Source organism: Agromyces soli, assembly GCF_022811605.1.
GTDB lineage: Bacteria > Actinomycetota > Actinomycetes > Actinomycetales > Microbacteriaceae > Agromyces > Agromyces soli.
This window is the reverse complement of record NZ_CP094533.1, coordinates 2,702,097-2,726,807: the sequence shown is the minus strand read 5'-3', so window position 1 is coordinate 2,726,807 and position 24,711 is coordinate 2,702,097. Positions and strand designations below refer to the sequence as shown.

Below are 24,711 nucleotides of genomic sequence, written 5' to 3'. Positions count from 1 at the left end.
CAGCGCTCGCGGCACCGGATGCACCGGTCCAGGGCGGTCGGGGCCGGAGGGGGAACCATGGACGTCTCGATCGGCACGCTCGTGCTCTTCCCCGCCGTCGCGGTCGCCGCGCCGCTGCTCGTCCGCGCCGTCGGCAAGCTCGTGGCCATCCCCCTGGTCGTCTTCGAGATCGTGCTCGGGCTCGTGCTCGGCCCCTCGCTGCTCGGCTGGATCCGACCGGACGACTTCACGGGCATGCTCGCGGACTTCGGCCTCGCCATGCTGTTCTTCCTGGCAGGCAACGAGATCGATCTGCGCACGATCCGGGGCCGCCCGTTGAGCCGAGCGGCGATCGGCTGGGTCGTGTCGCTCTGCGCCGGCGTCGGCATCGCCGCGCTCCTCGCGCCCTCACTGCCGGCCGCCGCGTTCATCGGCATCGCGCTGACCTCGACCGCACTCGGCACGATCATGCCGGTCCTCCGCGACGCCGGCGAGCTGCGCACCCCCTTCGGCATCGGTGTCCTCGCGATCGGCGCCGTGGGCGAGTTCGGCCCGCTCATCGCGATCTCGCTGTTCCTCAGCGGCCGCGCGCCCGGCATCGCGACCCTCGTGCTGCTCGCGTTCGCCGTCATCACCGGCCTCGCGATCTGGGCGGCCGCGAGCGGCGCAGGGCGCCGCCTGCACCGCGTCATCGCCGCGACGCTCCGCACGAGCGGGCAGTTCGCGGTGCGGCTCGTGCTGCTCATCCTGGCCGCCCTCGTCGCGCTCAGCACGGTGCTCGACCTCGACATGCTCCTCGGTGCCTTCGCGGCGGGCGTGCTGTACCGTTTGCTGCTGAACGGCGCACCGCAGCCGGACACCGAGCTCATCGAACGCAAGCTCGAGGCGATCGGCTACGGCTTCCTCGTGCCGATCTTCTTCATCAACACGGGCGTGACCTTCGACCTCGCAGGCCTCACCGCGGACCCGCGCAACCTGGTGCTGCTCCCCATCTTCGTACTGCTCCTGCTCGTGGTCCGAGGCATCCCGTCCATGCTCGCCGCCCCGCGAGGCAGCGACTGGCGGGACCGCGGCGCGACCCTGCTCTTCGGCGCGACCGGCCTCCCGATCATCGTCGCCGTGACCGCGATCGGCGTCGATCGCGGCGAGCTGCCGAGCGGCACCGCGGCGGCGCTCGTCGGCGCCGGCATGCTCTCCGTGCTCGTCTTCCCGCTCGTCGCGCTCTCCCTCCGGCGTCGCGCCGCGGACGCGCCGAGCGCGCCCGGTCCCGACCGTCTCGACGTGCCCACGGAGGGCTGAGGCGCCCGGGCTCGCTATGCTATGTTCGGCGGTCGCGCCGGCCCCCCGTAGCTCAGTGGACAGAGCAGGTGGCTTCTACCCACTTGGTCGGGAGTTCGAATCTCTCCGGGGGGACGCCGATGAACCGGCCGCAGCGCCGGCTTCCTGCCCGCGCCCCGCTCGCCGGTAGACTCGCCGCATGGCAAGTGCGAGCGACCGACTGGTGTGGATCGACTGCGAGATGACCGGACTCGACCTCGAGGTCGACGAACTGGTCGAGATCGCCGTCGTCATCACCGATTACGAGCTGAACCCCGTCGACGACGGCATCAGCATCGTCATCAAGCCCGATGCGAGCGCGCTGGAGCACATGAACGACTTCGTGCGCGCGATGCACACCGAGTCGGGTCTCATCGAAGAGATCCCGAGCGGCGTCTCGCTCGCCGACGCGGAGTACCAGGTGCTCGAATACGTGCTCCAGCACGTCCCGGAGCAGCAGAAGGCGCCCCTCGCGGGCAACTCGATCGGCACCGACCGCGCGTTCCTCACGAAGTTCATGCCCCGGCTCGACGCCCACCTGCACTATCGCAACGTCGACGTCTCCTCCATCAAGGAGCTCGCGAAGCGCTGGTACCCGCGCGCGTACTTCAACGCGCCCGCCAAGCACGGCGGGCATCGCGCGCTCGCCGACATCCTCGAATCGATCCTCGAACTGCGGTACTACCGCCGGGCCGTCTTCGTCGCAGACCCCGGCCCGACCAGCCAGGAACTGCAGGCGATTTCCGCCGCTGTCGTGAACGAGTTCACGCCCGACGTGGTGTAAGCTCGTGGAGTTGCCTCCCGCATTCTGCGGTGGCGCATGGTGGGTATAGCTCAGTTGGTAGAGCGCCTGGTTGTGGTCCAGGAGGTCGCGGGTTCAAGCCCCGTTACTCACCCCAATCCGATGGCCCCGACACCGCGTCGGGGCCATCGTGCATCCGGGTGAGGAGCACGCATGGAACTCGACGCCGAGGCCTTCGAGCGCATCGTGGTCGACGAGCTCGACCTCCTCCCCGACGACATGGTCGACGGGCTCGAGAACGTCGTCTTCGTGGTCGAGGACCGACCGGAGGACGGGTCGCTCGACCTCCTCGGGCTGTACGACGGCACCGCCCTCACCGATCGCGACCGCTACGGCTTCGGGGAGATGCCCGATCGGATCATCCTCTACCGGGAGCCCCTGCTCGCGATCTGCGACGACGAGGCGACGCTGCGCGACGAGATCCACGTCACGCTCGTGCACGAGATCGCGCACTTCTACGGCATCGACGACGACCGCCTGCACGAGCTCGGCTGGGCCTGATCCTCGGCCGTGGCGCCGAGCGGCGTCGCAGGCGCTCGCAGGTAGCCTGATTCCATGACTGCTTCCCCCGGCCGCACGATCGGCATCGTCATCGGGGCGATCGCGATCCTCGGCGTCGGGGCCTACGCTCCGGCCATGCTGCTCGGGCCGCTGCCCGAGGTCGAGGTGGTCGCCGCCGCTCCCCCGGCCGCGGAGCCGCCGGCTCCGCTCGCGCTGCCGGGCGACGGAGCGAGCGCGGTCGCCCGGGTCGGCGAGACCCCGGCCGTCCTCGCGACCGCCGGCGATGCCGAGCCCCTGCCGATCGGCGCCGCCGCGAAGCTCGTGACCGTGCTCGTCACGAGCGAGGCGCTCTCGCTGCCGGTCGACGCCGCCGGTGCGGAGCTCACGATCGGCCCCCAGGACTACACCGAGTACCTGCAGGCCGAGAAGGAGGGCACGCGCACCCTCCCCGTCTCCCCCGGCGACCGCTGGTCGCAGCGCGACGTCACGCGGGCCGTGCTGCTGGCGAGCAGCAACAACCACGCGGACACGCTCGCCCGCTGGGCGTTCGGCAGCGTCGACGCCTACGTGGACCGCGCGAACGGATGGCTCGAGGCGCACGACTTCGAGACGCTCCGAGTGGCGGACGCGACGGGGCTCTCCGGCGACAGCGTCGGCACCGCGGAGGAAGTCGCCCGATTGGCGGCGCTCGCCCTGGCCCAGCCGGCCATCTCGTCGATCGTCGACGGGGTGCAGGTCACCGGGGAACGGAACATCCCGCATGTCGCCGATCACGCCGCCGATGACGGCCTCGACGCCCTGGTGCGCGGCTTCACGGACGAGGCCGGACTCGTGTTCGTCGGACGGGCCCCGCTCGGTTCCGCCGACGGAGCCGACGACTTCGTCGTCGCCTTCGTGCGGATGCCCGACTACGAGACCCTCGACCCGGCGATCGCCGCGCTCGTGCAGAGCGTCGGCGCCGCGGCGGCACCCCTCCCGGTCATCGTCGAGGGATCGAGCTACGGCGAGGCGCGCGCGCCCTGGGGCGAGCGGTCGGCGCTCCTCGCCACCGGCTCCCGCGAAGCGGAGGCCTGGGGTGCCGAGCCCGGCCCGCCCACGCTCGACGTCGCACCGTTCACCACCGCCCCCGCCGGGCGCAACGTCGGCGAGGTGGCCATCGACGTGGCCGGTGCGACGCTCTCCTCGAGCGTCGCCCTCGAGTCCGCGATCGGAGATCCGGGTCCGATGTGGCGGCTGCTGAACCCCGCCGCCATCGTCGGCGCGTTCATCGAGAGCCAGCAGTCCCGCTGAGCGCACCGGTGCGCTCAGCGAGGCTGCGCGACCCGGTTCAGTCGTTCTCCTCGTCGGCCTCGACCGGGTCGGAGTCGCTCGGATCGAACCGGTAGCGGGCGCGCTGCTCGCCGGCGACCTCCCGTTCCTCGATGCGGTCGTACCAGAACAGGGACTCGAGGCCGTCGACCGCGGCCACCATGCCGATCCGTGCCTCCGATCCGCCGTCCACGAGGGCGCGACGATCGAATTCGCCCTCGAGGGGGCCGTCGACGAATTCTGCGAGGTACTCGGTGGGCGCGTTGTCTGCAGTCATGCCACTACCGTAGCCCCGGCCGTGCCGCGACGGGAGGGCGCCTCAGGGCCGGATGACGAGGTCGGGGCTCGCCCCGCCCCGTTCACGTGCGCGATGCCGGCGCCACTGGGTCTCCCACAGTTCCCAGTAGGGGTCGAACGCACCGCCGTCGCGCCGGAGCGCACGGCCGCGCCGGTCGCCGAGCGGCGCCTCGACGAGAATGCGCACCGCGTCCGCCTGCTCGGCCACGGCGGCGAACGCCCCGCACCCTTCGACGACGAGCGGACGGCCCGGGCGCACCGTCCGCACCTCGTCGAGGCGCGAGGAGGCCCAGTCCCAAGCGCGCACTCGGCCGATCCTCCCGCCCCGGACCGCCGGGACGAGGTGGCGGCGGAGCTCGGCAGCCCCCTCGTCGAGGCCCTCCCACCCGCGATAGACCGTGTCCAGCTGGACGAGCACGGGAGCACGACGCCACTCGGCGGCGACGGCCTCGGCGAGCGTGGTCTTGCCGGCGCCGCTCGGTCCGTCGATCGCCACGAGCGACGGTCGACGCCGGCGGAGCAGCTCGCGGACGCGGGCGAGCGCCGCCGCGCTCGGCGCGGGCGTCGGCGCGCTCACGACCACACCGGGTGGAAGGTGCCGGCGAGGATCGCGCCGCCGATCGCGCACGCGGCCACCGCGAGCGCGATGAAGAGCAGCACGGCGTCGGCGCCACCGATACTCGACGGTCGGGCCCAGCTCCGCGCGGCCCGCGCCCCGAATCCCCGCGCCTCCATCGCCGTCGCGAGCTTCGAGCCGCGCCGGATGGCGAGCACCAGGAGCGCGAACGCCATCGTGGCGAAGCGCTGCAGCGCCCCGTGATCGCCGATCCCCCGGGCCCGCCGCGACATCCCCATCGCGCGCCAGTCGTCGAGGAACAGCCCGATGAGGCGCGCCCCGGCCAGCGCGCCGAGCACGAACCTCGACGGCAGGCGCCACACCTGCGCCAGCCCGTCGGCCAGCTCGGTCGGGTCGACGTCGAGGAAGAGCAGGACCGCGGGCAGTCCGATCGCGAGCACGCGCAGCGTCACCGCGATCGCCAGCTCGATCGAGCCGTCGGTGATCCGGGCGAGCCAGAAGCTCCAGTGCTCGGTGCCCGCCGGGCGCCCGTAGAGCAGCATCGAGAGTCCGGCGAGCGGCGCGGCCACGAGGATCGGCCAGCAGCGGCGCAGCATCGTCGACGGACGCACCCCCGCGAGCAGGAAGAGCGCGAGCTGCAGCACGAGCGCGATCGCGGCACTCAGCCAGTCGATCGTGAAGAGCAGCGGCGTGGTCACGAGGATCGCGGCCGCGAGCCTGGTGACGGGATTCACCCGCGGCAGGAACCGCAGGCGGGCGCCGCGCGAGGCATCCGTCTCACTCGCGTCCGCCTCCGCGGCGACGCTCGGCGGACGCCCGACGAGCGTCGTGACCGGCTCGGCCCGACCGACCCGGCCGGTCATGCCGCCCTGCCCTCTGCGAGGGCGTCGGCGCCGAGGGCGTACCTGACGTCCCCGAGCGCCTCGCGGTACGCCGCATCGTGCGTCACGGAGAGCACGGCGACGCCGTCGTCGGTGAGCTCACGGACGAGCCGGACGAGTTCGATCCAGGTCAACCGGTCCTGGCCGAAGGTGGGCTCGTCGAGGATCACGACACCGGGACGGGCGACGAGGACGGAGGCGACCGTCAGCCGGCGCTGTTCGCCGCCGGAGAGCGTGAACGGGTTCGCCTCGGCGAGGTGGGCGAGACGGAGGCGTTCGAGCACCGGTTCGATGCGCGCCGCCGCGTCCTTCGCGCCGAGCGCGCGGAGGGCGACACCGAGCTCGGCCCGCACGGTCCGGGCGACGAACTGGTGCTCCGGTTCCTGGAACACCGTGCCGATCCGGCTCAGCAGTTCCCGGGAACGCCAGCCCGCAGGGTCGCCCCCGAGCCCCCTCGCGAGGGCGGGTGCAGCGGCGACCCGGCCGGCGAGCGGCCGGATCAGTCCACCCAGTGTCAGCGCGAGGGTCGACTTGCCCGCACCGTTCGGCCCGGTGAGCACGGTCGAGGCGCCGGCCGGGACGGCCAGTTCGATCTCTGCGAGGAGAGGGCGGACCGCGGAGCGGCCGATGGTCAGCTCGTGCCCGCGCAGCAGCGCCTCGTCGCCGGGCACCGTGACGGCGCGGGCCGAGCCCACCTCGAGCGGCTCGCCGGGCACCCACACGCCCGCGGCCAGCAGTTCGGCGCGGGCGGACACGAGCACCTCGGCCGGCCGGCCGTCGGCGATCACCCGGCCGTCGCGACCGAGCACCACCATCCGGTCGACGAGCCGGTGCCAGACGTCGACGCGGTGCTCGACGACGACGAGGGTCGCCCCCGTGCGATCGAGCACGCGGGAGACCGCGTCGCGCACCTCGGCGACCCCCGCGGGATCGAGGTTCGCCGTCGGCTCGTCGAGCAGCAGCAGGCCGGGCCGCATCGCGATCGCGCCCGCGAGGGCGAGCCGCTGCTTCTGCCCGCCGGAGAGCCGGCTGGTCGGGTGGTCCAGGGGCAGCTGCAGGCCGACGGCGTCGAGGGCGTCCCGGACGCGCGACCAGATCTCCGATCGCTCGATGCCGAGGTTCTCGCAGCCGAACGCGACGTCGTCACCGACCTTGGAGAGCACCACCTGCGAGTCGGGATCCTGGAGCACGAGGCCCGAGCGCCCGCGGCGCTCGGCGGGTCGCAGCCCGTCGATCAGCATCTCGCCGACCGACTCGCCTTCCTCCGCCCCGTCGTTGACTCCGGCGAGAGCGTGCAGCACCGTCGACTTGCCGCTGCCAGAGGGGCCGACGAGGAGCACCCGTTCGCCCGGCGCGACGCTGAGGTCGAGTCCGTCGATCGCCCAGCGGCGGCGGCCGGCGTGACGCCAGCCCCAGCCGCGCGCTTCCACGCCCGCGGGCGCCGGGCGCCCGTCTCCTGTGCCGCTCATACCCGCTGCGTCACGTCCTGTCCGGCGGCGAAGCGGCTGAGCGCGCCGGTCGCGGCCAGAGCCCGCACGATGATCCAACCCAGGATGCCGGCAAGCACCGCGCCGGAGATCACGATCGTGGTGAAGTACAGGCCGAGGAACTCGGGCGACTTCTGCAGGTTGCCCGAGGTGAACAGTTCGAGCAGCCAGGCACCCGCACCCGACGCCGCGCCGGCGAGGATCGCGGGCAGCAGCCCGAAGCGGCGGTAGGCGAAGAGCGCGAAGATCAGCTCGGCGCAGAGGCCCTGCGCGATGCCCGAGTACAGCGTCTCGATGCCCCACTGATTGCCGACGAGGGCCGAGACGACGGCCGCGAGGAGCTCGACGAAGAGCGCCGCACCGGGCTTGCGGATGATGAGCCCGCCGAGGACGCCGCCGATGAGCCAGATGCCGACGGCGATGCCGCCGAGGCCGGGCGTGAGGGCGTCGGCCGCGGAGAACCAGGCGTAGCCGAGGTTGTTCCAGAGCAGGAAGAGGAGTCCCGTCGCGACGCCGATGACGGCGGCGACGACGATGTCGACGACCCGCCAGCGCAGGTCGCGGGTCCGCTTGGCGGGCCGCTCGACGGTGGATTGCTGGTTCGCGTTCGCGTGCACTGTACGTGCCCTTTCTTCAGTGGAAAGCGGCACGGGAATGAAGAGATCGATCTCCCTGCGCTGGCATGACCCAGATCAGGTTCGACGGTCGAAGGTTGGAGCACCTTCCTCTCAGCCCGGCTCACCGGACTCCCGTGTTCGAGCACAAGTATACGCCGACGCCGGCCGGCAGGTGCCGACCGGCGTCGCCGCGCGTCGTGACGACGCGTGTCGTGGGCGGGTGCGCCGCTCAGCGCTTCAACGCGCGGATGATGCCCTTCAGCGCCTTGCCGGCGACCCAGACGAACGGGGTCGCGGCGAGCAGCAGCCCGATGAGGTTCGGCTCGAAGCGGACGTCTCCACCACCGCGGCCGACGTATGCACCGAGCGGAATGGATGCCCCGCCGCCACCGCCGCCCGAGGCGGACTGGCCCTCGTCGTCGGTGCCTGAGCCGCCGCCGAAGCCGTACCAGCCGAGCGCGACGGGGATCACCGTGGTGCCGTCGAGGTCGACGGCGTCGCCGTAGGAGGTCTTGACGCCGACACCGGCGACGTTCTCTGCGAGGTCGAGCACGAATTCAGCCATGCGTCAACGGTACCCGCGCCGGCGATCCGACTCCAGGGCTTGCGCTCGGCCCGCCTGCCGCGTTCAGTGCTCGGTGGGGCGATCGCCGCCGTCGAGGGGCTGCCGGAATCGCGCCCCCGCCGCCGAGCGGTCGGGCGCGCGACCCACGAGGGCTGCGGGCTTGACCGCGCCCGTGCCGAACTTCGCCACGACCTGGTCGACCGTGCGCTCGGCGTCGCGCCATTCTTCATCGGGGTCCCACAGCGCGAACCCTCCGTCGGCCGGCCGCAGCTGCTCGCCCCTGACCCCGATGAGTCGCACCCGCTCGCCCCGGCCGACGAGTCCGGCCATCGCCTCGACGGCCTCGTCGTAGATGCGACGGGCGACGTCGGTCGGCTCGGCGAGGGTTCGTGAGCGGGTGATCGTGCGGAAGTCGTCGTAGCGGAGCTTCAGCACGACGGTTCGGGCCACCATGCCGGCCCGCCGCAGCCGCACCGCGACGTTGCCCGAGAGGTCGAGCAGCGAACGCCGGATCTCGGCGGGATCGGCGAGATCGTGCCCGAAGGTGGTCTCGTGTCCGATGGACTTCTCGACCCGGTGCGTCGAGACCTCGCGCGGATCGTCGCCGTTGGCGAGTCGGAGCAGCCGCTCGGCGAGGGCGGGACCGACCGCCCGTTCGAGGGCGTCGGGCGGCATGGCCGCGACGTCGCCGACGGTGTGCAGCCCGAGTTTGGCGAGCGACTGCTCGGTCACCCGGCCGACGCCCCAGAGCGCCGAGACCGGCAACGGGTGCAGGAAGGCGACGGTCTCGTCAGCGGGCACGACGAGCATGCCGTCGGGCTTCGCCCGCCCGGAGGCGACTTTCGCGACGTACTTGGAGGCGGCGACGCCGACCGAGCAGGTGAGGCCGGTCTCGGCCCGAACGCGCTCGCGGATGCTCCAGGCGATCTCGGCGGGACTGCCGTGCAGCCGCCGCGCGCCCGAGACGTCGAGGAACGCCTCGTCGATCGAGAGCGGCTCGACGAGCGGGGTGACCGACTCGAAGATGGTGAGCACCCGACGCGAGTACTCGCTGTACTTGCGGTAGTCGCCCCGGAGGACGATGGCGTTCGGACAGCGCTGCAGGGCGACCGACATGGGCATCGCGGAGTTCACGCCGTACCGGCGTGCCTCGTAGCTCGCCGCCGACACCACCCCTCGCCCGGCCGTACCGCCGACCAGCACGGGCTTGCCGCGCAGTTCGGGTCGGCTCAGCAGCTCGACGGAGACGAAGAAGGCGTCCATGTCGACGTGGAGGATGGGGGTGCCGGAGTCGTCGACGGGACCGGTGGTGACCTGCCTCGACGAGCCGTCCTGCTTGCTCATGCTGCGACCCTATCCCCCGCCGCCGACATCGCCGGCCCGGTGGTCAGAAGCCGAAGTCGCCGCCGCCGAAATCACCGCCGCCGAAGTCGCCGAAGCCGCCGTCGCCGAAGCCGCCGTCGCCGCCCTGATCGGCACCCGCGGCATCGACCGAGCCGGCGTCGCCGCCCTGCTCGGCCGAGCCCTCGCCGCCGCCGGCCTCGAACGCACCGGGGCCGGGAAGGAAGGCCTGGGCGATCGCCGAGCCGACCACCACGCCCGCGATGGTGCCGAGCATGGAACCGCCGAGCATCTGCCCGAACGACGGACCGCCCGCAGCGGCACCGCCGCGGCCGCCGCCCTGGAAGGCGCGCTCCATGCTGCCCGGGGCCCGGAGCTCCTGCCGGGTCGCCGCCCGCGCGAGCGCGCTGGGCTCGTCGGACACGAGTCGCTCCCCCGCCGGCGCCTGCTCGCTGAGCGCCTGGAAGACCTGCTGGCGCTGCTCGGGCGTCAGCTTCGCGAACGCCTCGGCGTGCACCTGCTCGATGGACTCCGGCGGTGCGGTGCGCAGCAGGTAGCGGTACCGCTCGACCGCGAGCTCGTCCTCGCTCAGGGCTCGAGCCCGCGGGGCGGGCTGGGCGGCGGGGCGCTCCTCGGGAGCGCCGAAGAGTCGGTCGAAGAATCCCATGCTGTCCTCGTCATTCCTGGTGGGGAAGGCGATCGTACCGAGCGCGACCACGAAACGGCTGGGAGCCGGTGCCGACGAATCGGCACCGGCTCCCGTGAGCGCAGTTCGCTACTCCGCCGCGGCGGCGCGCTCCAGCACGAGCTCGCGGACGCGAGCCGCGTCGGCTTTGCCCTGCATCGCCTTCATGACGGCGCCGATGACCGCGCCGGCGGCCTGGACCTTGCCGTCGCGGATCTTGGCGAGCACGTCCGGCTGCGCGGCGAGCGCCTCGTCGATCGCCGCGATGAGGGCGCCGTCGTCGGAGACGACGGCGAGCCCGCGGGCGTCGACGATCTGCTGCGGCGAGCCCTCGCCGGCCACGACGCCCTCGAGCACCTGACGCGCGAGACGGTCGGTGAGCGTGCCGGCCTCGACGAGGGCGGCGAGCTCGGCGACGTGCTCGGGCGACGCCAGCGACGCGGCATCCGTCTCGCTCGCGTTGGCGAGTCGGGTGAGCTCGCCCGTCCACCACTTGCGGGCGGCGGCGGGGCTCGCCCCGGCGGCGATCGTGGCGGCGACCTCGTTCAGCAGGCCGCCGTTCACGACGTCCTGGAACTCGAGGTCGGTGAAGCTCCATTCGGCCTTGAGCCGGCGACGGCGGGCCGCCGGCGGCTCGGGCAGCGCGGCGCGCAGCTCGGCGACGCGCTCGGGCGACGGGACCACGGGCACGAGGTCGGGCTCTGGGAAGTAGCGGTAGTCGTCGGCGTCGGACTTGGGGCGGCCCGGGCTCGTGGTGCCCGTGTCCTCGTGCCAGTGCCGGGTCTCCTGCGTGATGGCGCCGCCCTTCGCGAGGATCGCCGCCTGCCGCTGGATCTCGTACCGCACCGCCCGCTCGATGGAACGGAACGAGTTCACGTTCTTCGTCTCGGTGCGGGTGCCGAGCTTCTCCGCGCCCCGCGGGCGCAGCGACACGTTCGCGTCGCAGCGCAGGTTCCCGCGCTCCATCCGCGCCTCGGAGATGCCGAGCGAGATCGCGATGTCGCGGATCGTCGACACGTACGCCTTGGCGAGCTCGGGCGCATCGCCCTCGGCGCCGAAGATCGGCCGGGTGACGATCTCGACGAGCGGGACGCCGGCACGGTTGTAGTCGACGAGCGAGTACTCGGCGCCCTGGATGCGTCCGGTGGCGCCGCCGACGTGCGTGAGCTTGCCCGCGTCCTCTTCCATGTGCGCGCGCTCGATCGGCACCTGGAAGGTGCGGCCGTCGGCGAGCTCGACCTCGACCTCGCCGTCGAACGCGATCGGCTCGTCGTACTGCGAGATCTGGTAGTTCTTCGCGAGGTCCGGGTAGAAGTAGTTCTTGCGGGCGAAGCGGCTCGACTCGGCGATCGAGCAACCGAGGGCCAGGCCGAGCGAGATCGACTTCTCGACCGCCTCGCCGTTCACGACCGGCAGCGAGCCGGGCAGACCGAGGCAGACCGGCGACACGAGCGTGTTCGGCGCCGCGCCGTGGTACTTCTCGTTCGCCGGGTTCGGGGCCGGCGAGAACATCTTCGTCTCGGTGTTGAGCTCGACGTGCACCTCGAGGCCGATCACCGGCTCGAAGAGCTCGAGCGCCTGCTCGTAGTCCATCAGTTCGACGCGCGCCATCAGAGTGCGCCCTCCTCGGTCGCGGTGAGCTCGTGGGTCGAGAGGTCGGGGGCCTTCGCGAGCAGCGGGCCGCCCCACTCCGCCTCGAGCAGCCGCTCGAGGGCGCCGCCGACGTTGTAGAGGCGGGCGTCCTGGCGGGCCGGGGCGAGGAACTGGATGCCGACGGGCAGGCCGTCCTCCGGTGCGAGACCGGCGGGCAGCGAGATGCCGGGGACGCCGGCGAGGTTCGCCGGGATCGTCGCGATGTCGTTCAGGTACATCGCGAGCGGATCGTCGAGCTTCTCGCCGAGCTTGAACGCGGTCGTCGGCGCGGTCGGCGTGGCGAGCACGTCGACCTTCGCGAAGGCCTGGTCGAAGTCGCGCTGCACGAGCGTGCGCACCTTCTGGGCGCTGCCGTAGTAGGCGTCGTAGTAGCCGGCCGAGAGGGCGTAGGTGCCGAGGATGATGCGGCGCTTCACCTCGGGGCCGAAGCCCGCCTCGCGGCTCGCCGCCATGACCTGCTCGACCGTGCCGCCGCCCTGCGGGGTCACCCGCAGGCCGAAGCGCACCGAGTCGAACTTCGCGAGGTTCGAGGAGGCCTCGGCGGGCAGGATGAGGTAGTAGGCGGCGATCGCGTGCTCGAAGTTGGGCGCCTCGACCTCGACGATCTCGGCGCCGTTGCGCTCGAGCAGCTCGAGCGACTCGTGGAATCGCTGACGGACGCCGGTCTGGAAGCCGTCGGTGTCGAGCTCCTTGACGACGCCGATGCGCAGGCCCTGCACGTCGGCGCGGCGCACCGCCTCGGCCATCGAGGGCCACGGCTCGGCGATGGAGGTGGAGTCGTGCGGGTCGTGGCCCGCGATGACGTCCTGCAGCAGCGCCGCGTCGAGCACCGTGCGGGTGACGGGCCCGATCTGGTCGAGCGAGGAGGCCAGCGCGATCGAGCCGTAGCGGCTCACGGCGCCGTAGGTGGGCTTCACGCCGACCGTGCCGGTCACGTGCGCGGGCTGACGGATCGAACCGCCCGTGTCGCTGCCGAGGGCGAGGGGCGCCTCGAAGGCCGCGACGGAGGCGGCGGAGCCGCCGCCCGAGCCGCCGGGGATGCGGTCGAGGTCCCACGGATTGTGCGTCGGGCCGTACGCGGAGTGCTCGGTGGACGAGCCCATGGCGAACTCGTCCATGTTCGTCTTGCCGAGCGGCACGAGGCCCGCCTCGCGGACCTTGCGCACGGGGGTGGCGTCGTACGGCGGGATCCAGCCCTCGAGGATCTTCGAGCCGGACGTCGAGGGCATGCCCTCGGTCACGAGCACGTCCTTGATGGCGATCGGCACGCCGGCGAGCTCGCCGAGCGACTCGCCCGCGGCGCGGGCCCGGTCGACCTCGGCGGCGGCGCGCAGGGCGCCCTCGGCGTTCACGTGGAGGAACGCGTGCACGGCGCCGTCGACGGCGGCGATGCGGTCGAGGTGCGCCTGCGTCGCCTCGACGGAGCTCACCTCGCCGCGGCCGAGGCGGCCGGCGAGCTCGGCGGCGCTGAGACGGATCAGCTCGTCGGAGTGGCTCACTGCTCCTCCCCCAGGATCGCGGAGACCACGAAGCGGTCGCCGTCACGCTCAGGGGCGCCGGAGAGCGCCTGCTCGGGGCTCAGCACGTCGTCGGTCACCACATCGGCGCGGAAGACGTTCTGCATCGGGATGGGGTGGCTCGTCGGCGGGACGTCGGGGGTCGCGACCTGGTTCACCTGCTCGACGGCCTGCATGATCTGGCCGAGCTCGGTGGTGAGGTGCGCGATCTCCTCCTCGGTGAGCGCGATGCGAGCGAGGTTCGCCAGATGGGCGACCTGCTCCGCACTGATTTCAGGCATGCTGCTCCGAACGTGTCGTGACGGGGATGCCTGCCAGTCTATTCGAGCGCGTCGCCGGGGATCGAGTCGCCGAGCGCGGACGGGCCCTCGGTCACGAGCAGTCGGAACTGCTCGGCGTCGAGGACGGGGATGCCGAGCTCCTCCGCCTTGGCGAGCTTGGAGCCCGCACCGGGGCCCGCGGCCACGTAGTCGGTCTTCTTGGAGACGCTCGAGGCGGCCTTTCCACCCGCGGAGATGATGGCCTCCTGGGCGCCCTCCCGTGTGAAGCCCTCCAGGCTGCCCGTCGCGACGACGGTCAGACCGGCCAGTACGCCGCCCGCGGCGACCGCCGCCCCGGGGCCGGGGTGCCCGGGCGTCGACCATTGCACGCCCGCGGCAGCCCAGCGGTCGACGATCTCGCGGTGCCAGTCGACGTCGAACCATTCGAGGAGCGAGTCGGCGATGATGCCGCCGACTCCCTCGACCTCGGCGAGCTCGGCCCGATCGGCGGCCCTGATCGCGTCGAGCGAACCGAACCACTCGGCCAGGGCACGTGCGGCGACCGGGCCGACGTGCCGGATGTTGAGCGAGACGATGAGCCGCCACAACGGCTTGGTCTTGGCCTTCTCGAGCTCGGCGAGCAGCTTCGTCGCCGCCTCGGAGGGGCCGACCTCGCGGTGGTCCTTGCGCACGCCGGCGGCGCGGCGCTCGGCGGGGCTCATCGCCTCGGTGCCCGGCGGGTAGCTCGCGGGGCCGAGTTTCTGGAAGGGCAGTCGCCGGACGGGTTCCCCCGTCTGCTCGTCGATCTTCACCTCGCCGGTCTCGGCGTCGCGTACGACGACCTCGATCGGCACGAGCTCGTCGAGGGTGAGGTCGAAGAGTCCCGCCTCGGTGGCGAGCGGGGGTTCGGCCGGCACAGTGGGCTGGGTCAGCGCCGCGGCGGTCACCTCGCCGAGCGCCTCGATGTCGAGGCCGCCGCGGGAGCCGATGTGCTCGATGCGCCCGCGCACCTGCGCCGGGCAGGACTTCGCGTTCGGGCAACGCAGGTCGATGTCGCCCTCTTTCATGGGCCGGAGCGGCGTGCCGCACTCGGGGCAGCGCTCGGGCATCTGCCACTCGCGCTCGGTGCCGTCGCGCAACTGCTCGACCGCACCGAGGATCTCGGGGATGACGTCGCCGGCCTTGCGCAGCACCACGGTGTCGCCGATGAGCACGCCCTTGGCCTTCACGACCTGCTGGTTGTGCAGCGTCGCCTGGCGCACGGTGGAGCCGGCGACCTTGACCGGCTCCATGATCGCGTAGGGGGTGGCGCGGCCGGTGCGGCCGACCCCGACGGCGATGTCGAGGAGCCTCGTGTGCACCTCCTCGGGCGGGTACTTGTACGCGATGGCCCAGCGCGGCGCCCGGCTCGTGGCACCGAGCTCGTCGTGCAGCGCGAGCTCGTCGACCTTCACGACGATGCCGTCGATCTCGTGCTCGACGTCGTGGCGGTGCTCGCCGCGGTCGGCGATGAATTCGGCGACCTCGTCGACCGACGAGAACACCCGGGAGTGCGGCGAGACCGGCAGGCCCCAGCCGGCGAGCAGGCCGTAGATCTCGGACTGCGCGCGCACCTCGGGGTGCTGCCACGCGCCGATGCCGTGCAGGTACAGGGAGAGCCGGCCGAGCCGTTCGCGCATGAGCTCGAGCTCGACCGGGCCCTTCTTCTCGCGACGCTGCCGCAGGCTGCCCGCCGCGGTGTTGCGCGCGTTCGCGAACTCGGGGTACTTGGTGGGGATCTCGTCAGCGGGGCGGCCCTTCGCCAGCTGCTCGGCCTCGTAGGCGGCCTGCAGCTCGTGCTGGCGCTCATTCAGCGCCTCGAAGTCGACGGTGCGCAGGAACACCTCGCCGCGCACCTCGAAGAAGGCGGGGAAGCCCTCGCCCGAGAGCGTGCGCGGGATCACCGGGATCCAGTCGACGTTCTCGGTGATGTCCTCGCCGACCCGCCCGTCGCCCCGGGTGGTGGCCGTCTCGAGCACGCCGTCGCGATAGGCGAGGCTGATCGCGAGCCCGTCGATCTTGAGCTCGGACAGCCAGTGCACCGGCCGCCCGGCGGCGGCCTGGGTCTTCGCCGCCCAGTCGCGGAACTCCTCGATCGAGAAGACGTTGTCGAGGCTCAGCATGCGCTCGGCGTGCTCGTGCTCGGGGAAGCCCGCCGAGACGATCGCCGCGCCGACCTGCTGCGTGGGGCTGTCTTGCCCGGCGAGCTCGGGGAACGCACGTTCGAGCGCCTCGAGGCGATGGAAGTCGGCGTCGTACTCGGCGTCGGAGAGCGTCGAGTCGCCGTCGCCGTAGTAGGCGAGGCGCGCAGCCTCGATGCGCTCGGCCAGCCGCTCGGACTCCGCCCGCGCCTCGTCGAAGCTCATGCCCTCGAAATCGGCCGGGAACTCGCTCGCCGCATTCGTCTCGCTCACAGGCCAATCCTACGGAGGACCGGCGACACTCACTCCGCGTTCCAGAGCGCTCGGTAGTACGCGAGCCGTCGCTCGTCGGGCTCGACGCCGTACGCCGCGAAGAACGCCGGCTGCCAGCCCGGCCCGTAGTTCCAGTCGAGGCTCAGGCTCGCCACCGCGAGGTCGGCCCAGCGGTCCGCGACGCCGACCCTCGCCACGTCGACGATCGCGGCGAAGGCCCCGTCGTCGCCGAGCAGCGTGTTCGGCGCGCACGGGTCGCCGTGGCAGACGACCGGGTCGACCGGCGGCGGCTCGCGCAGCTCCGCAGGCACCGGCAGGCCGTCGCGGCGCAGGATCGCGAGCCGGTGCGCGACGCCCCAGTCGTACGGGCAGTCGTCCACCTCCAGCGAGTGCAGGCGTCGGAGTCCGTCCGCGATCGCCCGCACCGCGGTGTCGGGCTCGGCCAGCCAGCGCGCGTCGACGGCGGAGCGGGCCGGGATGGCCTCGCTCAGCAGCCATTCGCCGGAGGCATCCGCCCCCGCCTCGATCACCCGAGGGGCTGGGACCCGACCGCTGAGCCAGCGCAACCGCTCGGCCTCGTCGGCGAGCGACTCTCCCGAGCCGGTCGGGTTCCACTTCACGACGCTCGCGCGGTCGCCCTCGATGCGGAAGGTCAGTCCGCCCGCCTCGTTCCGCCACAGCGGGATCGTCGGGCGTCCCGCGGCGAGCTCGAGCACCTTCGCAGGACGCATGACCTCGGCATCCGGCCGATGGCTCGCGAGCTCAGGCTCCCCCACCTACGCGCCGACCGGGACGGCACTGACCGTGCGATCGATGGTGCACTGCCCGAGCACCCGCGTGCCGACGTAGACCACGGCGGTCTGACCGGGGGCCACGCCGTCGAGCGGCTGAGTGGGGCGCACCACGAGCTCCGCGGCGCCCTCGCCGCCGCGATCGATACGGGCGACCGCGGGCACCGGGTCGGCGTGCGCCCGGATCTGCACCTCGCACTCGAAGTCCTCGCCGTCGGCGCCGACGAGCCCGGAGGCGACGGGGTCGAGCCCCGCCCAGCTGAACCGCGACCCGGCGATCTCGGCCGTCGCGAGCGCCTCCTTCGGGCCGACCACGACGGTGTTCTCCTTCGGCCGCACTTCGAGCACGAAGCGGGGCCGTCCGTCGGGCGCCGGCGTGCCGAGGCGGAGGCCGCGGCGCTGGCCGACGGTGTACGCGTGCGCGCCGTCGTGGCTGCCGACGACGGCGCCCGTGCGGTCGACGATGTCGCCGGGGGTCTCGCCCACGCGATCGGCGAGCCAGCCCTTGGTGTCGCCGTCGGGGATGAAGCAGATGTCGTAGGAATCGGGCTTGCGCGCGACCGCGAGCCCGCGTCGCTCCGCCTCCTGGCGGACGAGCTCCTTCGACGGGGTGTCGCCGAGCGGGAACCACGCGTGCGCGAGCTGCTCGGCGGTGAGCACGCCGAGCACGTAGCTCTGGTCCTTGGCCTCGGCGCTCGCACGGTGCAGCTCCAGCTCCCCCGACGGGCCCGGCAGCACCTTCGCATAGTGGCCGGTCACGACCGCGTCGAAGCCGAGCGCGAGCGCCTTCTCGAGCAGCGCGGCGAACTTGATGCGCTCGTTGCAGCGCATGCAGGGATTCGGGGTGCGGCCGGCGGTGTACTCGGCGACGAAGTCGTCGACGACGTCCTCCTTGAAGCGCTCGGAGAAGTCCCAGACGTAATACGGGATCTCCAACAGGTTCGCGACGCGCTGCGCGTCCATCGAGTCCTCGATCGTGCAGCAGCCGCGGCTGCCGGTGCGGAGCGTGCCCGGCATCCGGCTGAGCGCGAGGTGCACGCCGACGACGTCGTGGCCGGCCTCGACCGCGCGCGCCGCGGCGACGGCGCTGTCGACGCCCCCGGACATGGCTGCTAGCACTCGCATGCCCACCAGTCTACGAAGTCGCGGCTGGACGACGGCCGGATGGCGCGGATCGATCGGGAGCAGACGGGGATGCCGCGCGCGGCGTCAGCGGTCGAAGGAGGTGCGACGAGCGGCGAGTCCCGCCTTGGCCGCCCGCTCGTGGGCGGCCGGCAGCGCCGCGAGGAACGCGTCGACGTCGTCCTCGCTCGAGTCGTGACCGAGCGTGATGCGGAGCGCGCCGCGCGCCTCGCTCTCGCTGCGGCCCATCGCGAGCAGCACGTGGGAGGGCTCGGGCACCCCGGCCTGGCACGCCGATCCCGTCGAGACCGCCACCCCGGCGGCGTCGAGGAGGAAGAGCAGCGAGTCGCCCTCGCACCCGGGGAACGCGAAGTGCGCGTTGCCGGGCAGGCGTCCGGACGGCGCTGGATCGCCGGACAGCACGGCGTCGGGCGCCACTGCGGCGACGCCCGCGATCAGCCGGTCGCGGAGCGCGGCCATGCGCTCGGCGTCGGCGTCGAGCCGGAGCGCCACCGCCTCCGCCGCGGCGGCGAAGGACGCAGCGGCGGCGACGTCCTGCGTGCCGGACCGCACCCGGCGCTGCTGCCCCCCGCCGTGGATGAGCGGCTCGATGCGCCCCGTGCGGTCCAGCACGAGGGCGCCGATCCCGGCCGGGCCGCCGATCTTGTGCGCCGAGACGCTGATCGCGACGAGCCCTGCCCCCGGCTGCGCGCCGGACTCGGCGCGCAGCGCGTGCAGGCCGACGGGCAGCTGCCCGTAGGCCGCGACGGCGTCGAGGTGGAGCGGCACGCCAGCGGCGGCCGTCAGCTCGGCGACCCGGGCCACCGGCTGCACCGTGCCCACCTCGTTGTTCGCCCAGAGCATCGTGACGAGCGCGATCCGGTCGGCGTTGGCCTCGAGCTCTGCGGCGAGCGCGTCGACGTCGAGTCGGCCGAGCTCGTCGAGCGGGAGTTCGACGATCTCCGCGCCCTCGTGGGCGGCGAGCCATTCGACGGTGTCGAGCGTGGCGTGGTGCTCGCCAGCGGGCAGCACGATCCGCGGCCTTTCGGCGTCGTGCTGTCGCTGCCAGGAGAGCCCTTTGATCGCGAGGTTGATCGCCTCCGTGCCGTTGCCGGTGAAGACGAGCTCGATCGGGTCGGCGTCGAGGGTCGCGGCCACGACGGCGCGGGACTCCTCGAGCGAGCGCTTGGCGCGCTGGCCGGCGCTGTGGATCGAGGCGGGGTTGCCCACCGTGCCGAGCGCGGCGGTGAGTGCGGCGACGGCCTCCGGCCGCATGGGGGTCGTCGCGGCATGGTCGAGGTAGACGGGCACGCCGCGCTCCTCTCCTCCGGGTGGCCTGTGGTCCACGAACTACTGTAGATCGCATGTCGGCCCCCGATCCCCTGCGCGAGCTCGGCGCCGCCCCCGGTGTCGACGGCGGTGCGGTGCGGATCTGGTCGGAGCACGCCTCGGCGGTGGAGCTCGTCGTCTTCGACGACGGCGACGTGGACTGGGCGGTCGACCGGGTCGCGCTGGAGCGCGACGAGCACGGCGTCTGGTCGGGGCGTTCCGGCGCGCTCACGCCCGGCGCGCGGTATGCGGTGCGGGTGGACGGGCCGGCCGGGGTGGAGCACGCCTTCAACCCCGTGCACGATCTGCTCGACCCCTACGCGCGGGGGCTGATCCGCGCCGGCGACGGATCCTGGCGGGGCGTCGCGCTCGGTCGGCTCGGTGACGGAGACGGCTTCGACTGGGGCGGCGTCGCCGCGCCCCGGGTTCCGCTGGATCGCACGGTCGTCTACGAGACCCATGTGCGGGGCTTCAGCAAACGCAATCCGGCGGTGCCCGAGGCGCTGCGCGGCACGTACGCGGGCCTCGCGCACGACGCCTCGCTCGACTACCTGCGCGATCTCGGGGTGACGACCGTCGAGCTGCTGCCCGTGCACGCGTTCGTGTCGGAGGAGCGGCTCGTCCGGCAGGGCCGAGTGAACGCCTGGGGCTACAACACGCTCGGCTTCTTCGCGCCGCACGGCGCGTACGCGAGCGCGGCGGCGCAGTCCGAGGGGGCCGCGGGGGTCCGCCGGGAGTTCGCGGGCATGGTGCGGCGCCTGCACGAGGCCGGCCTCGAGCTCGTGCTCGACGTCGTCTACAACCACACGGCCGAAGAGCATCGAGAAGGACCGACGTACAGCTTCCGCGGCATCGACAACGCCGCCTACTACCGGCACGACGCGCACGGCCGGTACGTCGACACGACCGGCTGCGGCAACACGCTCGACTTCGGCCGGGAGCAGACGGTGCGCCTCGCACTCGACTCGATGCGGTACTGGGCTGGCGAGCTCGGCGTGGACGGGTTCCGGCTGGACCTGGCCGCGACCCTCGGTCGCGACGACCACGGCGCGTTCACCCCGGAGCACCCGCTGCTGCGCGGGATGCTCGACGATCCGGTCGTGGGGGCGTCGAAGCTCATCGCCGAGCCCTGGGATCTCGGCCCCGACGGCTGGCGCACGGGCGGGTTCCCCGCCGGGTTCAGCGAGTGGAACGACCGCTATCGCGACCGGATGCGCGACTTCTGGCTGACGGATCTGCGCCAGGAGCGCGAGACGGGTTCGGCCGGCAGCGGGATCGGCCGCTTCGCCACGCGGATCGCGGGGTCGGCGAACACCTTCCCGCCGGAACGGGGCCCGCTCGCGAGTCTGAACTTCATCACCGCCCACGACGGCTTCACCCTCGCGGACCTGACCGCGTACGACGTCAAGCACAATCTCGGCAACGGCGAGAACAACCGCGACGGCGCCGATCACAACCGCTCGTACAATCACGGGGTCGAGGGCGAGGCCGCGGACCCCGAGGTGCGCGCCGCGCGGCGCCGGAGCATCCGGAACCTCCTCGGCACCCTGCTGCTCTCGGCCGGGGTGCCCATGCTCACCGCGGGCGACGAGTACGGGCGGACGCAGCGCGGCAACAACAACGCCTACTGTCACGACTCGCCGCTGACCTGGCTGGCCTGGTCGGCCGAGGAGCGGCCGCACTCGGCGCCGGCACTGCATCGCACCGTGCGGGCCCTCCTCCGGCTCCGTGCCGAGAACCCGGCGCTGCGGCCCGTCCGCTACGGCGTGTTCGGGGAGACGACGCCGAGTGCGACGCAGATGGACTGGTACAACGCCGAGGGCGAGTCGATGGGCATCGACGATTGGAACTCGCCGGCCGAGCGCACGCTGCAGTACCTCGCCGCGTCGACGCCGGAGCACGAGCCGCCGAACCGCATCCTGCTCGTCGTGCACGCCCGTTCCGGGGACACCGAGGTGGTGCTGCCCGCGCACGCGGGCGTCGCCGGCTACACGGTGTGCTGGGACTCGGCGCTGGAGGAGCCCGAGCCCGACCCCCGGGCGCTCGCAGCGGGCGCGCGGCTGCCGGTCGCCGCGTGGTCGATGCAGCTGCTCCGAGCCGAGCCCGAGGGCGGGGATGCCTGATGGCCAAGCGCGCAGAGCCCGCGGCCGGTACCCCGGCGACGATCGCGCTCACCGGGGCGGGGATCGCCTTCGTCCCGCGCGCCTACGACCACGACCCGCGTGCCGCGGCGTTCGGCCTCGAAGCGGCGGAGAAGCTCGGCGTCGAGGCGGAGCGCGTGTTCAAGACGCTGCTGGCCTCGGTCGACGGCGCGCTGGTCGTCGGTATCGTGCCGGTCGCCGAGCAGCTCGACCTGAAGGCGCTCGCGCAGGCGGTCGGCGGCAAGCGGGCCGAGATGGCCGATCCCGCGCTCGCGGAGCGCAAGACGGGCTACGTCCTCGGCGGCATCAGCCCGATCGGGCAGAAGACGACGTTGCCGACGGTGCTCGACGAGACCGCGATCCTGTTCGAGTCGATCCTCGTCTCCGGCGGTCGTCGGGGCTTCGATCTCGAGCTCGCGCCCGACGACCTCCTCCGGGCGACCGGCGGCAGCTACGCGCCGATCGCCCGCTCGCGCTGACCTCGGCCTCAGCCCTCGGCGAGCGCGACGAGTCCGAGTTCGGCCGGCCCGGCGAGCAGCGGGTTCGACGGCACCACCCGCACGGTGTAGCCGAAGGCGCCGGCACGGTCGAGCGTGACGGTGCCGCCGTACTCCCCATCGCCGAGGCGGGCGAGGCGGGTCGTCCGCGGCTCGGCGAGGGAGTCGTCGGGACGGCTGCGCCCGGAGACGAGCTCGACGGCGACGTCGGCGTCGTCGAGACCGCCGAGGGCGAGCTCGGCGCGCACGTGCAGCTCGTCGCCGACGGCGGGCTGGTCGAGGCCGCCGGACTCGACGTGCAGCACGCGCACCTCCGGCCAGGCGTCGCGGACCCTCGCGCTCCACGCGGCGAGCTCGCGGGCGCCGCGGGCCCCGTCGGCGACGAGGGCGCGGCGTCGCTCGGCCGCGGGGCGGTAGAGCCGTTCGACGTACTCCCGCACCATCCGGTCGGCCCCGAGCTCCGGGACGAGTCGGGCGAGGGTGGCGCGCAGCATCCTGAGCCACTCCCCCGGGACGCCGTCGGCGTCGCGTTCGAAGAAGCCGGCCGATTCGGCCGGGTCCGGTCGGTCGTAGAAGGCGGGGACGATGCGGTGCTCGAGGAGCTCGTAGAGCGACGCGGCCTCGCGTTCGTCGCGTTCGCCCTCGTCGCCGGCGGAGTCCGCGGAGGGGATGACCCAGCCGAAGTCGTCCGCGGCGTACTCCGCCCACCAGCCGTCGAGGATGGAGAGGTTCAGGGCGGCGTTCATCGCCGCCTTCATGCCGGAGGTGCCGCAGGCTTCGAGCGGCCGCAGCGGGGTGTTCAGCCAGACGTCGCAGCCCGGGTAGAGCAGTTCGGCCATGCCGATGTCGTAGTCGGGCAGGAACACGATGCGCTCCCGCAGCTCCGGCCGGGCGGCGAACTGCACGAGCCGCTGGATGAGCCGCTTGCCCTCGTCGTCGGCGGGGTGCGCCTTGCCGGCGATGACGAACTGCACCGGGCGCACCGGGTTCGTCAGGATCGCGGCGAAGCGCTCCGGGTCCTGCAGCATGAGGGTGAGCCGCTTGTAGGTCGGCACGCGCCGGGCGAAGCCGACGGTCAGCACGTCGGGGTCCAGTGCTCGGCTCATCCACTCCGGCGCCTGGCCGCCGGGATGCTGCTCCTCCCAACCGGCCACGAGACGACGGCGCGCCTCCTCGACGAGCCTCGCGCGCATCTCGCGCTTCACGGCCCAGAGCTCGGCGTCGCCGAGGGCGGGGGTCTGCCAGTCGGCGTGCTCGCTGTCGTCGGTGCCGAGGGTGCGTTCGGCGAGCGCGATGAGCGCGGGATCGGTCCAGCTGGGTGCGTGCACGCCGTTCGTCACGGAGGTGATCGGCACCTCCTCCGGGTCGAACCCCGGCCAGAGGGCGGCGAACATGCGGCGACTCACGCGTCCGTGCAGTTCGGAGACGCCGTTGGCGTGCTGCGCGAGGCGCAGCCCCATGACCGCCATGTTGAACGCGCTCGTCTCGGGGTCCGCGCCCGGTTCGACGCCGAGGGCGAGCGCGTCCGCTGGCGCGACGCCCGGCAGCAGCTCGGAGGTGACGTAGCGTTCGACGAGGGCGCGGTCGAAGCGGTCGATGCCGGCGGGCACCGGGGTGTGCGTCGTGAACACCGTGCCCCCGCGCACGAGCTGCAGTGCTTCGGGGAACGTCAGCCCCTCGCCGATCGCCGCGGAGATGCGCTCGAGGCCGAGGAAGCCCGCGTGCCCCTCGTTCATGTGGAACACCTCGGGCTCCGGCGCGCCGGCGAGCTCGGCCCAGGCGCGCAGCGCCCGCACCCCGCCGATGCCGAGCAGCAGCTCCTGCAGCAGGCGGTGCTCGCTGCCGCCGCCGTAGAGCCGGTCCGTGACGCCGCGCCACTCGTCGCCGTTCGCCGGCACGTCGGTGTCGAGCAGCAGCAGCGTGACCCGGCCCACCGCGGCGCGCCAGACCCGCGCCGTCAGGGTGCCGCCGTCGGGCAGCGCCAGGGAGATCTGCACCGCGCTGCCGTCGGGCCGGCGGAGCACCGAGAGCGGCAGGCCGTCGGGGTCGAGCGCGGGATAGCGCTCCTGCTGCCAGCCGTCGGGCGAGAGCGACTGCGAGAAGTACCCGGTGCGGTAGAACAGGCCGACCGCCACGAGCGGTACGCCCAGGTCGGAGGCGGCCTTCAGATGGTCGCCGGCGAGGATGCCGAGGCCGCCGGAGTACTGCGGCAGCGCGGCGGCGATGCCGTACTCCGGCGAGAAGTAGGCGACGAGCTCGGGCCGCTCTTCCTCGAGCCGCTGGTACCAGCGCGGCTCCGTGAGATACGCGTCGAGCTCGGCGTGCTCGCGCTCGGCTCGGGCGACGAACTCGTCGTCGGCGGCGAGCTGCTCGAGCCTGGCCGGCTCGACCTCGCCGAGGAACGTCACCGGGTCGTGCTCCGAGCGCGCCCAGGCTTCGGGGTCGATGTGCTCGAACAGCCGTCGCGTCGGCTCGTGCCACGCCCAGCGGAGGTTCGCCGCGAGCTTCTCGAGCGCGGCGAGGCGCTCGGGGACGACGGCACGGACGGTGAACTTCCGGATCGACTTCACCCCCTCAGACTAGGAGGCCCT

General features: G+C 73.0%; 22 protein-coding genes, 2 tRNA genes and 1 riboswitch. Of the genes, 8 read left to right on the top strand and 16 right to left on the bottom strand.

Annotated elements, in window-relative coordinates:
- Nucleotides 1-57 precede the first annotated feature (57 nt).
- The 6 genes from MTP13_RS13060 to MTP13_RS13035 all read left to right on the top strand — a co-directional run bounded on the left by MTP13_RS13060 (nucleotide 58) and on the right by MTP13_RS13035 (nucleotide 3,889).
- Nucleotides 58-1,278 carry a cation:proton antiporter gene (locus MTP13_RS13060; protein WP_243568169.1) on the top strand — a complete coding sequence of 407 codons (1,221 nt, stop codon included), beginning with the start codon at nucleotides 58-60 and terminating at the stop codon, nucleotides 1,276-1,278.
- A gap of 41 nt (nucleotides 1,279-1,319) precedes the next feature.
- A tRNA-Arg gene (locus MTP13_RS13055) sits at nucleotides 1,320-1,392 on the top strand.
- A 64-nt stretch (nucleotides 1,393-1,456) separates the two neighbouring features.
- Nucleotides 1,457-2,080 carry an oligoribonuclease gene (gene orn / locus MTP13_RS13050; RefSeq protein WP_243568168.1) on the top strand — a complete coding sequence of 208 codons (624 nt, stop codon included), beginning with the start codon at nucleotides 1,457-1,459 and terminating at the stop codon, nucleotides 2,078-2,080.
- Between the two features lie 39 nt (nucleotides 2,081-2,119).
- Nucleotides 2,120-2,195, top strand: a tRNA-His gene (locus MTP13_RS13045).
- Between the two features lie 56 nt (nucleotides 2,196-2,251).
- Nucleotides 2,252-2,599, top strand: coding sequence for a metallopeptidase family protein (locus MTP13_RS13040; RefSeq protein ID WP_243568167.1), 348 nt, complete (start codon nucleotides 2,252-2,254; stop codon nucleotides 2,597-2,599).
- A gap of 54 nt (nucleotides 2,600-2,653) precedes the next feature.
- Entirely contained in the window at nucleotides 2,654-3,889 is a 1,236-nt protein-coding gene (locus MTP13_RS13035) for a D-alanyl-D-alanine carboxypeptidase family protein (RefSeq protein WP_243568166.1), read from the top strand.
- Between the two features lie 37 nt (nucleotides 3,890-3,926).
- Here the strand turns inward: MTP13_RS13035 and MTP13_RS13030 are convergent, their stop codons facing one another.
- From MTP13_RS13030 to MTP13_RS12960, 15 genes are all read right to left on the bottom strand, one after another.
- Entirely contained in the window at nucleotides 3,927-4,184 is a 258-nt protein-coding gene (locus MTP13_RS13030) for a hypothetical protein (RefSeq protein WP_243568165.1), read from the bottom strand.
- Between the two features lie 42 nt (nucleotides 4,185-4,226).
- Nucleotides 4,227-4,781, bottom strand: a complete 555-nt coding sequence (locus MTP13_RS13025; protein WP_243568164.1) for a zeta toxin family protein — start codon at nucleotides 4,779-4,781, stop codon at nucleotides 4,227-4,229.
- Complete coding sequence (locus MTP13_RS13020) at nucleotides 4,778-5,644, bottom strand: energy-coupling factor transporter transmembrane component T family protein (protein ID WP_243568163.1); 867 nt, start codon at nucleotides 5,642-5,644, stop codon at nucleotides 4,778-4,780. Before MTP13_RS13020 ends, MTP13_RS13025 begins: the two co-directional genes overlap by 4 nt.
- On the bottom strand, nucleotides 5,641-7,131 hold the full coding sequence (locus tag MTP13_RS13015; RefSeq protein WP_243568162.1) for an ABC transporter ATP-binding protein: 1,491 nt from the start codon (nucleotides 7,129-7,131) through the stop codon (nucleotides 5,641-5,643). The genes MTP13_RS13020 and MTP13_RS13015 overlap by 4 nt, the downstream gene beginning before the upstream one ends.
- A complete protein-coding gene (locus MTP13_RS13010; protein ID WP_243568161.1) occupies nucleotides 7,128-7,766 on the bottom strand; it encodes an ECF transporter S component in 639 nt (212 codons plus the stop codon). Before MTP13_RS13010 ends, MTP13_RS13015 begins: the two co-directional genes overlap by 4 nt.
- Nucleotides 7,767-7,801: 35 nt before the next feature.
- Nucleotides 7,802-7,912, bottom strand: a riboswitch (TPP riboswitch).
- Between the two features lie 83 nt (nucleotides 7,913-7,995).
- Nucleotides 7,996-8,331, bottom strand: coding sequence for a hypothetical protein (locus MTP13_RS13005; RefSeq protein ID WP_243568160.1), 336 nt, complete (start codon nucleotides 8,329-8,331; stop codon nucleotides 7,996-7,998).
- A gap of 63 nt (nucleotides 8,332-8,394) precedes the next feature.
- Nucleotides 8,395-9,675 carry a DNA polymerase IV gene (locus MTP13_RS13000; protein ID WP_243568159.1) on the bottom strand — a complete coding sequence of 427 codons (1,281 nt, stop codon included), beginning with the start codon at nucleotides 9,673-9,675 and terminating at the stop codon, nucleotides 8,395-8,397.
- A 43-nt stretch (nucleotides 9,676-9,718) separates the two neighbouring features.
- Nucleotides 9,719-10,339: a hypothetical protein gene (locus tag MTP13_RS12995; protein ID WP_243568158.1), complete on the bottom strand. Its 621-nt coding sequence runs from the start codon at nucleotides 10,337-10,339 to the stop codon at nucleotides 9,719-9,721.
- 108 nt (nucleotides 10,340-10,447) lie between these two features.
- Nucleotides 10,448-11,968: an Asp-tRNA(Asn)/Glu-tRNA(Gln) amidotransferase subunit GatB gene (gene gatB / locus MTP13_RS12990; RefSeq protein WP_243568157.1), complete on the bottom strand. Its 1,521-nt coding sequence runs from the start codon at nucleotides 11,966-11,968 to the stop codon at nucleotides 10,448-10,450.
- On the bottom strand, nucleotides 11,968-13,509 hold the full coding sequence (gene gatA / locus MTP13_RS12985) for an Asp-tRNA(Asn)/Glu-tRNA(Gln) amidotransferase subunit GatA (protein ID WP_243568156.1): 1,542 nt from the start codon (nucleotides 13,507-13,509) through the stop codon (nucleotides 11,968-11,970). The genes gatB and gatA overlap by 1 nt, the downstream gene beginning before the upstream one ends.
- Nucleotides 13,506-13,808, bottom strand: a complete 303-nt coding sequence (gene gatC, locus MTP13_RS12980; RefSeq protein WP_189084818.1) for an Asp-tRNA(Asn)/Glu-tRNA(Gln) amidotransferase subunit GatC — start codon at nucleotides 13,806-13,808, stop codon at nucleotides 13,506-13,508. Before gatC ends, gatA begins: the two co-directional genes overlap by 4 nt.
- A 38-nt stretch (nucleotides 13,809-13,846) precedes the next feature.
- Nucleotides 13,847-16,192: an NAD-dependent DNA ligase LigA gene (gene ligA, locus MTP13_RS12975; RefSeq protein ID WP_243570829.1), complete on the bottom strand. Its 2,346-nt coding sequence runs from the start codon at nucleotides 16,190-16,192 to the stop codon at nucleotides 13,847-13,849.
- A gap of 77 nt (nucleotides 16,193-16,269) precedes the next feature.
- Nucleotides 16,270-16,971: an aminoglycoside 3'-phosphotransferase gene (locus tag MTP13_RS12970; RefSeq protein ID WP_243568155.1), complete on the bottom strand. Its 702-nt coding sequence runs from the start codon at nucleotides 16,969-16,971 to the stop codon at nucleotides 16,270-16,272.
- 45 nt (nucleotides 16,972-17,016) lie between these two features.
- Complete coding sequence (gene mnmA, locus MTP13_RS12965; RefSeq protein WP_243568154.1) at nucleotides 17,017-18,156, bottom strand: tRNA 2-thiouridine(34) synthase MnmA; 1,140 nt, start codon at nucleotides 18,154-18,156, stop codon at nucleotides 17,017-17,019.
- Between the two features lie 84 nt (nucleotides 18,157-18,240).
- Nucleotides 18,241-19,464 (bottom strand): cysteine desulfurase family protein, encoded by a 1,224-nt coding sequence (locus MTP13_RS12960; protein WP_243568153.1) that lies wholly within the window; start codon nucleotides 19,462-19,464, stop codon nucleotides 18,241-18,243.
- Nucleotides 19,465-19,517: 53 nt separating this feature from the next.
- On the opposite strand from MTP13_RS12960, the gene MTP13_RS12955 reads away from it, so the two are divergent.
- Both MTP13_RS12955 and ybaK read left to right on the top strand, forming a co-directional pair.
- A complete protein-coding gene (locus tag MTP13_RS12955) occupies nucleotides 19,518-21,605 on the top strand; it encodes a glycogen debranching protein (RefSeq protein WP_243568152.1) in 2,088 nt (695 codons plus the stop codon).
- Nucleotides 21,605-22,102: a Cys-tRNA(Pro) deacylase gene (gene ybaK, locus MTP13_RS12950; protein ID WP_243568151.1), complete on the top strand. Its 498-nt coding sequence runs from the start codon at nucleotides 21,605-21,607 to the stop codon at nucleotides 22,100-22,102. Before MTP13_RS12955 ends, ybaK begins: the two co-directional genes overlap by 1 nt.
- A gap of 8 nt (nucleotides 22,103-22,110) precedes the next feature.
- Here the strand turns inward: ybaK and glgP are convergent, their stop codons facing one another.
- Nucleotides 22,111-24,690, bottom strand: coding sequence for an alpha-glucan family phosphorylase (gene glgP, locus MTP13_RS12945; protein WP_243568150.1), 2,580 nt, complete (start codon nucleotides 24,688-24,690; stop codon nucleotides 22,111-22,113).
- Nucleotides 24,691-24,711 lie beyond the last annotated feature (21 nt).